The sequence below is a fragment of the Aeromonas sp. R10-2 genome, assembly GCF_040908445.1.
GTDB classification, from domain to species: domain Bacteria; phylum Pseudomonadota; class Gammaproteobacteria; order Enterobacterales; family Aeromonadaceae; genus Aeromonas; species Aeromonas veronii.
In genome coordinates, this window is the sequence record NZ_JBFODS010000023.1 from 91963 (window position 1) to 105135 (window position 13173).

At 62.1% G+C, this 13173-nt stretch carries 14 protein-coding genes; 9 read left to right on the top strand and 5 right to left on the bottom strand.

Annotated features, from left to right (window positions below; all coding sequences use genetic code 11):
- Positions 1–16: 16 nt before the first annotated feature.
- A complete protein-coding gene (locus AB5Y97_RS05330; RefSeq protein WP_274160263.1) occupies positions 17–1435 on the bottom strand; it encodes a PLP-dependent aminotransferase family protein in 1419 nt (472 codons plus the stop codon).
- A gap of 122 nt (positions 1436–1557) precedes the next feature.
- Here AB5Y97_RS05330 and AB5Y97_RS05335 point away from each other — a divergent pair, with 122 nt between their 5' ends.
- The 8 genes from AB5Y97_RS05335 to AB5Y97_RS05370 all read left to right on the top strand — a co-directional run bounded on the left by AB5Y97_RS05335 (position 1558) and on the right by AB5Y97_RS05370 (position 8063).
- A complete protein-coding gene (locus AB5Y97_RS05335) occupies positions 1558–3129 on the top strand; it encodes a cytochrome ubiquinol oxidase subunit I (protein ID WP_368157328.1) in 1572 nt (523 codons plus the stop codon).
- Positions 3129–4268 (top strand): cytochrome d ubiquinol oxidase subunit II, encoded by a 1140-nt coding sequence (gene cydB, locus AB5Y97_RS05340; protein ID WP_201995462.1) that lies wholly within the window; start codon positions 3129–3131, stop codon positions 4266–4268. The genes AB5Y97_RS05335 and cydB overlap by 1 nt, the downstream gene beginning before the upstream one ends.
- Before the next feature lie 16 nt (positions 4269–4284).
- The gene (gene cydX / locus AB5Y97_RS05345) at positions 4285–4395 is read left to right on the top strand and encodes a cytochrome bd-I oxidase subunit CydX (RefSeq protein WP_005337572.1); all 111 of its coding nucleotides are present in this window, start codon (positions 4285–4287) and stop codon (positions 4393–4395) included.
- A gap of 149 nt (positions 4396–4544) precedes the next feature.
- Positions 4545–5504, top strand: a complete 960-nt coding sequence (locus AB5Y97_RS05350) for an MBL fold metallo-hydrolase (protein WP_042081514.1) — start codon at positions 4545–4547, stop codon at positions 5502–5504.
- Positions 5497–5826, top strand: coding sequence for a hypothetical protein (locus AB5Y97_RS05355; RefSeq protein ID WP_201995464.1), 330 nt, complete (start codon positions 5497–5499; stop codon positions 5824–5826). The genes AB5Y97_RS05350 and AB5Y97_RS05355 overlap by 8 nt, the downstream gene beginning before the upstream one ends.
- Positions 5814–6671, top strand: a complete 858-nt coding sequence (locus AB5Y97_RS05360; RefSeq protein WP_201995465.1) for a DUF692 domain-containing protein — start codon at positions 5814–5816, stop codon at positions 6669–6671. Before AB5Y97_RS05355 ends, AB5Y97_RS05360 begins: the two co-directional genes overlap by 13 nt.
- Positions 6664–7458, top strand: coding sequence for a putative DNA-binding domain-containing protein (locus AB5Y97_RS05365; RefSeq protein ID WP_266135076.1), 795 nt, complete (start codon positions 6664–6666; stop codon positions 7456–7458). Before AB5Y97_RS05360 ends, AB5Y97_RS05365 begins: the two co-directional genes overlap by 8 nt.
- Positions 7455–8063 (top strand): DoxX family protein, encoded by a 609-nt coding sequence (locus AB5Y97_RS05370; protein WP_064338242.1) that lies wholly within the window; start codon positions 7455–7457, stop codon positions 8061–8063. The genes AB5Y97_RS05365 and AB5Y97_RS05370 overlap by 4 nt, the downstream gene beginning before the upstream one ends.
- A 113-nt stretch (positions 8064–8176) precedes the next feature.
- Here AB5Y97_RS05370 and AB5Y97_RS05375 read toward each other — a convergent pair whose 3' ends face one another.
- Together AB5Y97_RS05375 and AB5Y97_RS05380 are read right to left on the bottom strand one after the other, a co-directional pair.
- Positions 8177–8848 (bottom strand): NAD(P)H-dependent oxidoreductase, encoded by a 672-nt coding sequence (locus AB5Y97_RS05375; RefSeq protein ID WP_201995467.1) that lies wholly within the window; start codon positions 8846–8848, stop codon positions 8177–8179.
- Positions 8849–9015: 167 nt separating this feature from the next.
- On the bottom strand, positions 9016–10194 hold the full coding sequence (locus AB5Y97_RS05380) for an MFS transporter (RefSeq protein WP_201995468.1): 1179 nt from the start codon (positions 10192–10194) through the stop codon (positions 9016–9018).
- Positions 10195–10545: 351 nt separating this feature from the next.
- On the opposite strand from AB5Y97_RS05380, the gene AB5Y97_RS05385 reads away from it, so the two are divergent.
- Entirely contained in the window at positions 10546–11556 is a 1011-nt protein-coding gene (locus AB5Y97_RS05385; RefSeq protein WP_274160257.1) for an HAD family phosphatase, read from the top strand.
- 141 nt (positions 11557–11697) lie between these two features.
- Here the strand turns inward: AB5Y97_RS05385 and dkgB are convergent, their stop codons facing one another.
- Together dkgB and AB5Y97_RS05395 are read right to left on the bottom strand one after the other, a co-directional pair.
- Positions 11698–12501, bottom strand: coding sequence for a 2,5-didehydrogluconate reductase DkgB (gene dkgB / locus AB5Y97_RS05390; protein WP_274160256.1), 804 nt, complete (start codon positions 12499–12501; stop codon positions 11698–11700).
- Positions 12502–12566: 65 nt separating this feature from the next.
- Entirely contained in the window at positions 12567–12863 is a 297-nt protein-coding gene (locus tag AB5Y97_RS05395; RefSeq protein WP_069526686.1) for a putative quinol monooxygenase, read from the bottom strand.
- Positions 12864–13173: the final 310 nt, after the last annotated feature.

Sequence of the window (13173 nt, forward strand, 5' to 3'; positions counted from 1 at the left end):
TTCTGCACTTTGGCGATCACCCCTCTGTTGCCAGCTGCCGGTTTATCAGGCCCGCAAGCTGGTGGAGCGCCTGCTCCAGCTGCTCGCTCCAGGGATGGGAGCTGTTGAGGCGCAGGCAGTGGTTGTGTTGCCCCTGACTGGAAAAGAGGGCGCCGGGGGCTACTGAAAAACCGCTGCCCAGAGCCTTGGCATGCAGGGCTCGGCTGTCGAAATGGGCAGGCAGCGCCAGCCAGAGAAAGTAGCCGCCATCGGGGGAGGAGATCCGTACCTCGTCCGGCAACAGCCGTTGCAGGGCCGCCCGCATCTGCTGCTGGCGCTGGGCCAGGGTGTGGCGCAGGCGGCGAAAGTGGGCATCGACCCCGCCCTGGCGCAGCATCTCGGCCAGCGCCAGCTGGCTCGGCACATTGGTGGAGAGGGTGGACATCAGCTGCAGCCGCTGCACCCGCTCGGAATGGGGCCCCGCCACCACCCAGCCGACCCGAAAGCCCGGCGCCAGACACTTGGAAAAGGAGCTGCAGAGCAGGCTGTCGCCACGCTGATCCCAGTGGCGGATCGGCTTGGGGCGCTCGCGGCCGAAGTAGACCTCCGCATAGACGTCATCCTCCACCAGCGGCACCCCATGGCTGTTGAGCAGTGCCATCAGCCCCTGTTTGTGTGCATCGGGCATGGTGTGTCCCAGCGGGTGCTGCACATTGCCCATCAGCCAGCACGCCTTGATCGGCATCTGGCTGAGGGCGTCGGCCAGCAGGTCGAGATCGATGCCTACCCCCGGAATGACCGGGATCTCCACCGCCTTGAGTTTCAGCCGCTCGATGGCCTGCAGGGCGCCATAGAAGGTGGGGGACTCCACCACCACCCAGTCACCGGGCTCGGTCAGCACCTGCAGGCTGAGGGAGAGCGCCTCCATGGCGCCGGTGGTGATGATGATCTCCTGCGGATTGACCGCCACCCCGTCGCTGGCGTAACGCTGGGCGATGGCGCGGCGCAGCGCCTCGTTGCCGGGGGGCAGGTCGGCCACTGTGCTGAAGGGATCGAGCTTGCGCATGCAGCTGGCCAGCGCCCGCCCGAGCTGGGGATGGGGGAACAGGGTCGGGTCTGCTACCGACATGCCAAGGGGCACCAGATCTCGCGATTTGCTCGCCTGCAACACCTCGAACACCAGATCGTTGATATCCACCGAGCCGCTGTAGTGGGTCTGGCTCGGCGTGTGCTGCACGACCTGTGGTGAGGCGGCTTTGACGTAGTAGCCGGACTGGGGGCGGGCGAGGATCCGCCCCTGACTTTCGAGCAGTTGATAGGCCTGCAACACCGTCATGGGGCTGAGCCCGTGGGTCTTGCAGCTCTGGCGAATGGAGGGGATGCGCTCCCCCGGTTGCCAGATGCCATCGTCGATCTGGCTTTGCAGGCGGTCGGCCAACTGCTGGTAAAGGGACATGATCTGGATCAACTGTTATAGGTGTAATTCAATATAACTGCATCTGTTATAGGTGTCATGCTCCGTGATGTACTTGTCACGCACGAAACGTGCAAGGCAAATACAACAAAAGAGAGTGACGCATGATCAATCCGGATGACGTGGTCAGCCTGTCTCGCCTGCAATTTGGCGCCACGGCCCTGTTCCACTTCCTGTTTGTGCCCCTCACGCTGGGGCTGTCCTGGATCCTGGTGATCGCCGAGTCGGCTTATGTGATGACCGGCAAGGTGATCTATCAGGACATCACCCGCTTCTGGGGCAAACTGTTTGGCATCAACTTCGTCATGGGGGTCACCACGGGGATCACCATGGAGTTTCAGTTCGGCACCAACTGGGCTTACTACTCCCACTATGTGGGGGACATCTTCGGTACTCCGCTGGCCATCGAGGGGCTGATGGCCTTCTTCCTCGAATCGACCCTGGTGGGGCTCTTCTTCTTCGGTTGGGACAAGCTCTCCCGCGGCAAGCACCTGCTGGTGACCATGCTGGTGGCGCTCGGCTCCAATCTCTCCGCGCTCTGGATCCTGATCGGCAACGGCTGGATGCAAAACCCGGTGGGGGCCGAGTTCAACCTGCTGACCCAGCGCATGGAGCTGGTGGATATCGCCGCCGTGCTGTTCAACCCGGTGGCGCAGGTGAAGTTCGTTCACACCGTCGCGGCGGGCTATGTGGCGGCCTCCATGTTCGTGATGGGGGTGAGCAGCTGGTATCTGCTGCGCAAAAACGAGGTGCAGTTTGCCCTGCGCTCCTTCGCCATTGCCTCCGGCTTCGGGCTGGCGGCCATCCTCTCGGTCATTGTGCTCGGGGATGAGTCTGGCTATCGCACCGGCGAGGTGCAGAAGGTCAAGCTCGCCGCCATCGAGGCGGAGTGGGAGACCGAGCCAGCGCCAGCTTCCTTTACCCTGTTCGGCTTCCCGGATCAGACTGCCGAGACCACCCACGCAGCCATCAAGATCCCGTATCTGATGGGGATCATCGCTACCCGCTCCATCGACGAGGCGGTGACCGGCCTCAAGGATATCAAGGTGCAGAACGAGGCGCGCATTCGTAGCGGCATGGTGGCGGCCGAGGCCCTCGACCAGATCCGGCAGGGCGATGACACCCCGGCCAACCGCGCCCGCTTCGAGCAGCACGGCAAGGATCTCGGCTACGGCATGCTGCTGACCCCCTATGCCAGCAATATCGCCAAGGCCGGTGAGGCGGAGATCGCCAAAGCGGTCGATGACTCCATCCCGCCGGTGGCGCCGCTGTTCTGGGGCTTTCGGGTGATGGTGGGGCTTGGTGTCACCATGCTGGGGCTGATGGTGATGAGCTTTGTTCAGCTCTGCCGCAACCGGCTGCAAGACTCGCCACGGCTGCTCAAGACCCTGCTCTGGAGCATTCCGCTGCCCTGGATTGCCATCGAGGCGGGCTGGCTGGTGGCCGAACTCGGCCGTCAACCCTGGACCATCAGCGACGTGCTGCCGGTCTCGGCCTCGGTCTCTTTGCTTCAGCCGGGCCAACTCTGGTTCAGCCTGATTGCCATCTGTTCCATCTACACCCTGTTGCTGGTGGTGGAGCTCTTCCTGCTGCGACATGTGATCCGCAAGGGGCCAGCCATTCTCCATACCGGCCGCTACAGCGGTGAACAACCCGAACTTGCGAGGATCGCCTGATGGATTACGCAACCCTGAAACTCATCTGGTGGGCGCTGGTGCTCTTTATGATGGTCGGTTTTATCGTGATGGATGGCTTCGATCTCGGCATCGCCATGCTGCTGCCGGTGGTGTCGAAAGATGACGACGACCGCCGTCTGGTGATCAACAGCGTGGGGCCGGTGTGGGAGGGTAATCAGGTGTGGCTGATTGCCGGTGCCGGTGCCCTGTTCGCCGCCTGGCCGCTGGTCTATGCCGCCGCCTTCTCGGGGCTTTATATCCCCATGGTGGTGCTGCTGCTCGGGCTCTTTCTGCGTCCGGTCGGCTTTGACTATCGCAGCAAGCTGGCCGATCCGGTGTGGCGCCGCTGGTGGGATCGGGCGCTGGTGGCCGGTGGCTTGATACCGGCGCTCATCCTCGGTGCGGCTATCGGTCTGGTGATGGAGGGGCTGCCGTTTCGCTTCGACACGGCGCTGCGTCTGCACTATGGCGCCTTCGACTTCCACTGGGGCTGGCTGCTCTCGGTGCTGGCCACCGCCATCACCTTGCTGTTGCTGCATGGCGCCGGTTTTCTGCAAGCCAAGGTGACCGGCACCCCTGCGCTGCGCGCACGGGGGATTGCCATCCTGCTGGCCCCGCTGGTGAGCCTCTGCTACCTGCTGGCCGGCTGGCATCTGGTGGATCTGCAAGGGTTTCAGTTGACCGGTATGGGCACGCAACCCTTTGACCCGAATGCCGCCATCAGCCCGCTGATGAAGGGGGTGATCCCCCACGCCGGAGGCTGGCTGCGCAACTACTTTGACTATCCGCTGCTGTGGCTGGTGCCGATCATCGGGACGCTGGCGCCGCTGGTGAGCGGGATTGCCTCCTGGCTGGAGCGGGGCCGAATTGCGCTGCTGGCCAGCGCCATCGCCTGCGCCGCCATGCTCTGCTCGGTAGCCATCGCCCTGTTCCCCTTCGTGCTGCCTTCATCCCTCGATGCGGTCAGCAGCCTGACCCTGTGGGACAGCACCTCCAGCTACAAGACCCTGGCCATTATGTTCGGCCTCGTGCTGGTGCTGATGCCGATCAATCTGGGCTACACCGGCTGGGTCTATCGAGTGGTGCGCGGCAAGCTCGACCGTGCCCGCATCAAGCGCGATAGCCATCAACTCTACTGACCTCAAGGGATCTGCTATGTGGTACTTCACCTGGATTTTGGGCCTCGGATTCGCCCTGCTGCTGGGCCTGTGCAACCTGCTCTGGCTGGAAGCGCGCTGGCAGGCGGACGAACGGGACGGTAACTGACGGCGGGGGGCTCGCGCCCCGCCATGGCCGGTGGCTGGCGTTCACTCGTCGCCATCGGCCCCTCTATCCCCCCTCTTTAAACGACACAAACGACACAAACGACACAAACGACACACTTTCAACCGACAACCAACCGACAGGTAATTGTGATGAAACAGAGATTGAAAGCGGTGGCGCTGGCCATCGGGTGCGCGCTCACCGTCGCCCCGGCCTGTGCCGAACCGGTACAACTGACGCCACTGGATAAAACCTTCACCCTGCAGGTGCTCGGCAGTGGCGGCCCCATCTCCGACGACCTGCGTGCCTCCTCCAGCGAGGTGATCTGGTGGAAGGGGAAATCCCGCATCCTGATCGATGCCGGTGGCGGCGTCTACCTGCGCTTCGGCCAGGCGGGGGCCAAGCTCGAAGAGGTCGATTTTATCGGCATCACCCACTTTCACACCGATCATGTGACCGACCTGCCCGCCCTGCTCAAGGGGGCCTACTTCTTCGAGCGCAGCGATCCGCTGGATCTGGCGGGGCCAGAGGCCGGCTCGGCCTTCCCCAGCATGAGCGGCTACTTTGATGCCCTCTTCAACAAGGACAAGGGCGCTTATGCCTACCTGAGCGGCTTCAAGGATGGCACCGATGGCCTCTTCCCCATCACCTTGCACGATGTGCCCTACCAGAGCCCGCAGCCCCACACCGTCTATCAGCAGGATGGGCTGACCATCACCGCCCTCGGCATCCCTCACGGTGACGTGCCCTGTCTGGCCTATCGCATCGAGAGCGCCGAGGGAACCATCGTTATCTCTGCAGATCAGAACGGCAGCAACCCGGCCTTTGTGCCGTTTGCCAAGGGGGCCGACATTCTGGTGATGCCGCTCGCCATCCACGAAGGGGCCGACCCTGTCTCCGCCTCGCTTCACGCCAAGCCGTCGGTGGTGGCCAAGATTGCCGCCGAGGTGAACCCCAAGCTGCTGGTGCTCAACCACTGGATGGGGGTCGGCCTCAATCACAAGAAAGAGGCGATGGCCATCGTCAAACAGCAGTTCCACGGCCAGATCGTGGCCGCCCGCGATCTCTCCAGCTACCCCGTTTCATCCGTCAAGGAGTCCGCCCATGAGTAACTCAAGCAGCAACAAAACCACCGGCAAACTGACCCTCTCCATCGCCATGACCAGCCTGATTGCCCTCACTCCGGGGCTGGCGCTGGCGGCCACCCCGAGCGATGCGCCGGTCAAGGCCGCCCCCAGCGAACAGCACGGCGGCAAGTGTGCGGCGGGCAAGTGCGGCACCGAGAAGCGCTTCGAGAAGCAGGCCCTCGACAGTGATCCGCAGGGGCGGCTGGTGCGCGCTCGCGATGGCAAGTGTGGCGTGGTGGGAGAGGGGATTGATGGCAATACATCCAGCCAGGGCAGCAAGATGACGGAGGGGGTATGCGGCCAATAAGCTCCCGCAGTCGGGGGATCGGGCTGCGTCAGGAGCATCTGGATGCGCTCTGCTCCGGCCCCGTCCGCCCCGGCATCGACTTTCTCGAGCTGGCGCCGGAGAACTGGATGGCCATCGGCGGCGCCAGGCGCGAGCAGTTGCACCGGATCGCCGAGCGGTACCCGCTGGTGGCCCACGGCCTCAGCCTCTCCCTCGGCGATTGCCAGCCCCTCAATCGCACCCTGCTCAGCCAGATCCGCACCTTTCTGGACGAGTTCGGCATCGAGATCTACAGCGAGCACCTGAGCTTTTCCCGCGACCAGCAGGGTTATCTCTACGAACTGCTACCGGTGCCGCGCCAGTGGGAGAACATCCCCTATCTGGCCGAGCGGATCGCGCAGGTGCAGGAGGCGCTGGCCCGCCCGCTGGTGCTGGAAAATATCTCCTACTACCACGGCTATGACCACGAGATGCCGGAGGAGGATTTTCTCGCCGAGCTGGTGGCGCGCAGCGGCTGCGAGCTGTTGCTCGATATCAACAACGTCTTTGTGAACAGCCGCAACCACGGTTACTGCCCCAAGCGGATGATTGCCGGGCTGCCGAGCAGTGCGATCAGCTATTTTCATATCGCCGGTCATCTGGAAGAGGCGGATGGCACCTTGCTGGATACCCATGGCAAACCGGTGTGCGAGGCGGTGGTAGCGCTGGCCCGTTATACGGTGCAGACCCACGGCCTGCGCCCCCTGCTGCTGGAGCGGGATCACCATCTGCCACCGCTGGCAGAGCTGGAGGCCGAGCTGGCGCGGGTGCACGGCGCCTGTTGCGAGGCGATCGACAGTCAGGTGCGGGAGGTGCGTTATGGGTAGACGGTTATCTCTGATCACTGCGCCCAAAACGGCGCCGCAGCGGATGCAGCTGCAGACCGCCTGGCTGGCGAGCCGGGTGCGGCTGCCGCAGGATGGCATCGCCAGCCACTATGCCCGCAGCGTGCGTGCCAATGTGGAGTCGGTGCTGGAGAGTGCCTTTGTGCTCACCCACGCTCATTGGGCGCCGGTGGACAGGTGGCTGCTGGTGGAGGGCTTTGTTATCCAGCACGGCGCCGAGACCCCCGAGTTTCACCATATCGCCACCGAGTTTGTCCGCTATGTGCAGCATCGCCACAGTGAGGGCTCTCTCAACTGGCCCAAGCAGCGGCTGGCGCTGCTGGAGTACGAGTGGGCCTGCCTCTGTGTCGAGATTGATGAAGGGGTGGTGCCGCAAGTTATATCGGGGGTTGAGGTGACGGCGGAGAGTCCGCTTGTGCTCAATCCCACCCTGCAACTGCTTGAGCTCCCCTTTGCCATTCGTCGCAGCGGCGTGGTGCCGACCCGGCAGGGCAACCACTTCTATGGCCTGTTTCGCAGCCCGGAGCATCAGGTGGTGACCCAGCGGTTGCGCGAATGGGACGTGGCGCTGATCCAGTTGCTGCAACAGCAACCGGGGATCACCCAAGCCGCGTTCCTGCAACAGGTACAACAGGTTCGCAGCGACTTTGATCTGAGCGAGTGGGCACGCCATTTTCACCGGCTGGGTCTGCTGACCTTGCCCGTCGGTGAGCGCCAGACTGGCACTCCCTTGCCCTCATTTAGCAAACACCAAGGAGAATTCCCATGAACAACACCCTGATCCAGTGGTACGAGCGGGCGGTAGCCCAGTGCAAGCGGCTCGATTTTCTGGCCCTGCTGGCCATTCGCCTCTATCTCATTCCGGTCATCTATGTGGGGGCCCACTCCAAGGTGATGGGGTTTGCCGGCACGGTCGCCTGGTTTGGTGCCCCGGTCTCGGAAGGAGGGCTCAACCTGCCGTTCCCGACCCTGCTCGCCTTTCTGGCGGCGGGCACCGAGGTGCTGGGTTGCATCTGCATCGCCCTTGGCCTCTTTACCCGCATCATGGCCATTCCCACCATCTTTCTGATGAGCGTGGCGAGTGCCATGGTGCACTGGAAGCACGGCTGGGATGCCATCGCCACCGGCAGCATGGAGGCCACCTTGCGCCTCAACGGCTTTATCGAGTGGCTGGCGGCGAACTTCCCCGGTCGTTACAACTACATCACGGAGCTCGGGGATCCCGTGATGCTCAACAACGGGATGGAGTTTGCCGCCACCTACTTCGTGATGCTGCTGGTGCTGCTGGTTTACGGCGGGGGCCGCTACGTCAGCCTCGACTACTGGCTCAAACGTGCCGTGACCGGCAAAGCAGGCGTGCAACAGGCGGCATAAGGCTTGCCCACGGATAACAAAAACCATAACGACAGAGCGTGAAAAACAGCGAGCGGCCGAGGGCCGCTCGCTGTTTTTGTGCTGTGTGGGGAGAGTGTCAGCTGCGTCAGCCGCTACTGGTAGCGGCCGACTGCGATGGGGGACTCCTGCTCAATCTGGCCAAGGCGCTCGGCCCACTGAGCGAGCCAGGCTTCCCGCTCTTCTTGCGAGACCCGCACCGGTGCATAACAGATATGGGGGCGCTGCACATCGAAGCCGACAAATTGCAGGATCCCGCGCTGGATGGGGCGCAGCACCCCGTCGATATCGCCGTTGAAGCCGTCGGGCAGATAGGTCTCGGTAGGGCCGCCGGTGGTGAGGCTCAGCAACGCCCGCTTGCCGCGAAACTTGCCGCTCTCGTAGATATGACCCTGACCGTAGACCCGCCCCATGGCAAAGACTCTATCCACCCACCCCTTGAGGATGGCGGGCAGACCAAACCACCAGAGCGGGAACTGGAAGATCAGCAGATCGGCCGCCTCCAGCTTTTGCATCTCCTGCTCCAGCAGCGGGGCGAAGCTGCCCTGCTCGGTGGCAGCCAGCTCTTCAAGCTGCAGCTTGAGAAAATCGGGATCGCTGGCGGCGGTGAAGTTGCGCCGATCCGAGACGGGATCAAAGCCCATGGCATAGAGATCGCTGGTCATCACCGTGTGGCCCGCCTGCTCCAGCGCCCTGATGGCGTGGCAGAAGAGGGCACCGTTGAAACTTTTGGGTTCGGGATGGGCATAGACGATAAGCACCTTCATAACAGACTCCGTGGCAAATGATGCGAGGGTGACAGGCTTGGTTACTGAAAAAGTGACTGAAACAGTTGCTGAAATAGTTGCCGGGTTGACGCTGTGTCACAGCATAGAAGCCTGCCGCACCGATTGCAGCAGGCGCCACGCCCTTGCGTGACGCCTGCTGGCGCAGCTTATGCCTGACAGGCGGCGAGCCGGACGGCTTCGCGGCGCTCGCTGACATGGGTCAGTCCGTAGGCCAGCAGTACGATAAGGGCGCCGATCCAGGGGGTGTGCATCAGGCCGAGGTGCTCCACCACCAGGCCACCGACGACGGAGCCCAGCGCGATGCCAACGTTGAAGGCGGCGATATTGAGGCCGGAGGCCACATCCACCGCCTTGGGGGTGTGCAGCTCGGCCTGTTTGACCACCAGCACCTGCAGACCCGGCACGTTGCCGAAGGCAAAGGCGCCCCACACCAGCACGGTCAGCACGGCCAGCACCGGATGGGGGGCGGTGAAGGTGAGGGCCAGCAGCACCAGCGCCAGACCGGCAAACAGCAGCTTGAGCGCCGGCAGGGGACCCATCTTGTCGGCCAGCTTGCCACCCCAGATATTGCCGATGGCGACCGATACCCCGTACACCAGCAGGATCAGGCTCACCGCACCGGCGCTAAAGCCGCTCACCTGCTGCAGGATGGGGGCGAGGAAGGTGAAAGCGGTGAAGGCGCCGCCATAACCGAGGGCGGTCTTGGCGTAGACCAGCAGCAGCGGCTTCTTGGTCAGTACCGAGAGTTGCTCGCGGATGGTCGAGGCTGCTCCCTTGGGCAGGTTGCCCGGGATCAGCAGCAGGCTACCCACCATGGCGATGAGGCCCAGCAGGCTTACCACCAGAAAGGTTTCACGCCAGCCAAAGACCTGACCAATCCAGGTGCCGAGCGGTACGCCTGTCACCAGCGCCACGGTAAGGCCGCTGAACATGATGGCGATGGCGCTCGCTGCCTTCTCTTTGGCCACAAGACCCGTGGCGATGGTGCTGCCTACCGAAAAGAAGACCCCGTGCGCCAATCCGGTCAGGATGCGGGCCACAATCAGGCTCTCGTAACCGGGGGCCTGCCAGGCCAGCAGGTTGCCGGCGGTAAAGAGCGCCATCAGCCCTACCAGCAGCCACTTGCGCGGCACCTTGCCGGTCAGCGCTGTGAGCACGGGGGCGCCGATGGCTACGCCAAGGGCATAGAGGCTGACCAGAAGGCCCGCCGAGGGAAGCGAGACATTGAGCTGCTCGGCAATGGTGGGGATAAGCCCCACGATCACAAATTCGGTGGTGCCGATCGCAAAGGCACTCAGGGTAAGGGCAAATAACGCCAGTGGCATAACAACTCCTTGGTTAGGGACTCCCGACGGGAGAATGGCGCCAGTATGCCGATGGGTTTTGTTGGCAAAAATGACGGTGATATCAAATTACTTTTGCCAAATAAGCAGCAATGGCAATGAGTGGGAGGAGATTGTGTTGCCCGATGCGTGAGCGCAACGCAGTGATCTGCCTCGCAGAACGGGATGACCGCTGCTCCTTTTCTGAGCTTGCTTAAGCTCCAGTACAAGCTGGCCGCCATAGGATTTTCCCTGTGAACCCCGTGTGTGTTGAACCCATGTGCGCCGGTGTTGTGATGGCCGTGCGCTTTCATCTACAGGCAATAGACAGGCAATATCCAGCTGACAGGTAACATGATGACATTGAACCGACTCTCCTCTCTTTTGCTGCTGTGCGTCGCCTTTGCGGTACAGGCTGGCCAGAGCGATCCCCTCTCTGCCTGGAATGACACGGCGGCCAAGCAGGCGATCACCCGCTGGGTGACCAATGCCACCGATCAGCAGCAGGCCACTTTTATTCCGCCAGAGAAGCGCCATGTGGTGTTTGACAATGACGGCACCCTCTGGCCGGAAGCGCCCATGACCTATCAGCTGCAGTTTGCGATGGACGAGATCAAGCGCCTGGCACCGGAACACCCGGAGTGGAAGGCCGACCCCATCGTCGTGGCAGTGCTGAACAACGACCTCAAGGCCGTGGCCAAATCGGGGGAGAAGGGGCTCGCCAAGCTGGTGGGGCTGACCCACAGCGGCATGACCACCACCGAGTTTGCCGAGCGGGTCACTCGCTGGGTCAACAGCAGCAAGGATCCCCGTTTTGGCTGCCACTACGATCAACTCGGGTATCTGCCGATGAAGCAACTACTGGGGTATCTGCGTGACAATGGCTTTCAGACTTGGATTGTCTCCGGCGGCGGCGTCGATTTTATGCGGGTGATGTCCGAGCAGATGTATGGCATCCCACCCCAGCAGGTGATTGGCTCCTTTACCCTCGGCGAGTTTGCCCTGACCGGGGAGGGCAGCGAGATCCGCAAGACCATGAACGGCGCCTATTTCGATGACAGCAAGGCGAAACCGGCCGCCATTCACCTCTTTATGGGGCAGCGTCCGGTCGGCGCCTTTGGTAACAGCGATGGCGACGTGCCCATGCTGCAATACACCTCGACTAACCCGGATTACCACACTTTTGGTCTGCTGGTGCACCACACCGATGCCAAGCGCGAATATGCCTACGACAGTCATCCGCCTGCCAGTGGCAAACTGATCGATGGGCTGGTGCAGGCAAAAGCACGGGGTTGGGTGGTGGTCGATATGAAATCAGACTGGAAGCAAGTGTTCGATCCCGCCCTTTGCCAGAACGCGCCCTGATTGCGGGGCTGCATCTGGCATCAATATGGCGGTTGGACGTTCAGCAAGCGCTGCAAAGCGTGAGGCAAGAAAAGAGACAGGGAGAGCATGATGCTCTCCCTGTTTTATCTGGCTTGCTGGCGAGCCAGCCTTTCTTTCGCGTCAGTCCCATGCGGGGGCAAAGTCGGGATTGGCGCAGCGCTCGCCCCGATCCAGCGTGGCGATGGCGGCCATCTCCTCGCTGCTCAAGGTGATATCGAGAGCGGCCAGATTGGCGGCCTGATTCTCCCGCTTGGTGGAGCTCGGGATCACTGTCATCTCCTGCGCCAGCAGCCAGGCCAGCGACACCTGCGCCGCCGATACCCCGTGGCGCTTGCCAATCTCCATCAAGAGCGGCTCGGCGAGCACCTTGCCATAGGCGAGCGGCATATAGGCGGTGACGGCGATACCCTGGGCTTTACAGAACTCGACCACCTTGCGGTTTTGCAGCAGGGGATGAACCTCGATCTGCTGGTGAGCGATGGCCCCTGGCCCCAAAATCTCGATAGCCTGTTTGAGCTGGGCCACGGTGAAGTTGGAGACCCCGATCTCCCGGGTCAGGCCTTGTGTTTTGGCCTCGGCCAGCTGCTCCAGATAGACTACCATCGGCACCTCATCCTTGGGGGAGGGCCAGTGGATCAGCGCCAGATCCAGATAGTCGGTGCCCAGTTTTTCCAGGCTCACCTCAAGGCTCGGGATCAGCTTGCCCGGGCCAAACTCGCTGGTCCACACCTTGGTGGTCAGGTAGATCTCGTGACGGGCAACAGTGCTGCGGGTCAGCACGTCGCCGACCTCGGCTTCGTTGTCATAGATCTGGGCGGTATCGATATGGCGATAGCCCAGCTCCAGACCGTTGGTCAGGGTGGCAAGCAGCGGCTCGCCCTTCAGGCGGAAGGTGCCCAGACCCATGGGTGGCATATTGATCATCTCGTTCCTCAATGGGGTGGTGGTTGGCCCTTGACGGGCTGAATGGTAAGCGGCGTAAGGGCCAGTCAGGCGCCCAGCGGCTGATAGCGGCGAATGGTGCTGCTGGCAAACCAGGGCTCGGCCTTGGCGACAAATTCGGTAAAGTGGGGCTGCCCCTGATGGGCAGTGAGGGCCGCTTCGCTCTCCCACACTTCGTAGAGCATCCAGCTGTTTGGATTGTCCAAGTCCTGATGCAGCTGATAGCGTTGGCAGCCCGCCTCTTGCAAGGTGGCCGCAATCAGTGGCTCAAGGGCGGCGCGAAACTGGGGGGCGAATTCGGGTTTGGCTTCAAGCTGGGCAATCACAATCACGGGTGATGACATCTGAGCCTCCTTGGCAAAAACGAAGGGTCAGTATGCCTGCCGTGACTTGCTGGAAACAGGGCGCTGGTCGCAAAACAGTATTGGGGGGAGAGCAGCAATAGCAGTAGTGAGAAATTTTTATGAATGATTGTCTGAATTTGTAGTCAACACCCCTGTTTCTGCATGAGTCACCAGCTCACCTTCGCTGATTGCGCGTTCAATGGCAAACCACCTAAAACCCGCAAAGAGATATTACTGGCCCGTATGGACGCTTTGATCCACTGCTTATCTCACAGTGAGGGCACAACTGTGAGATCATCTGGTGAACTAC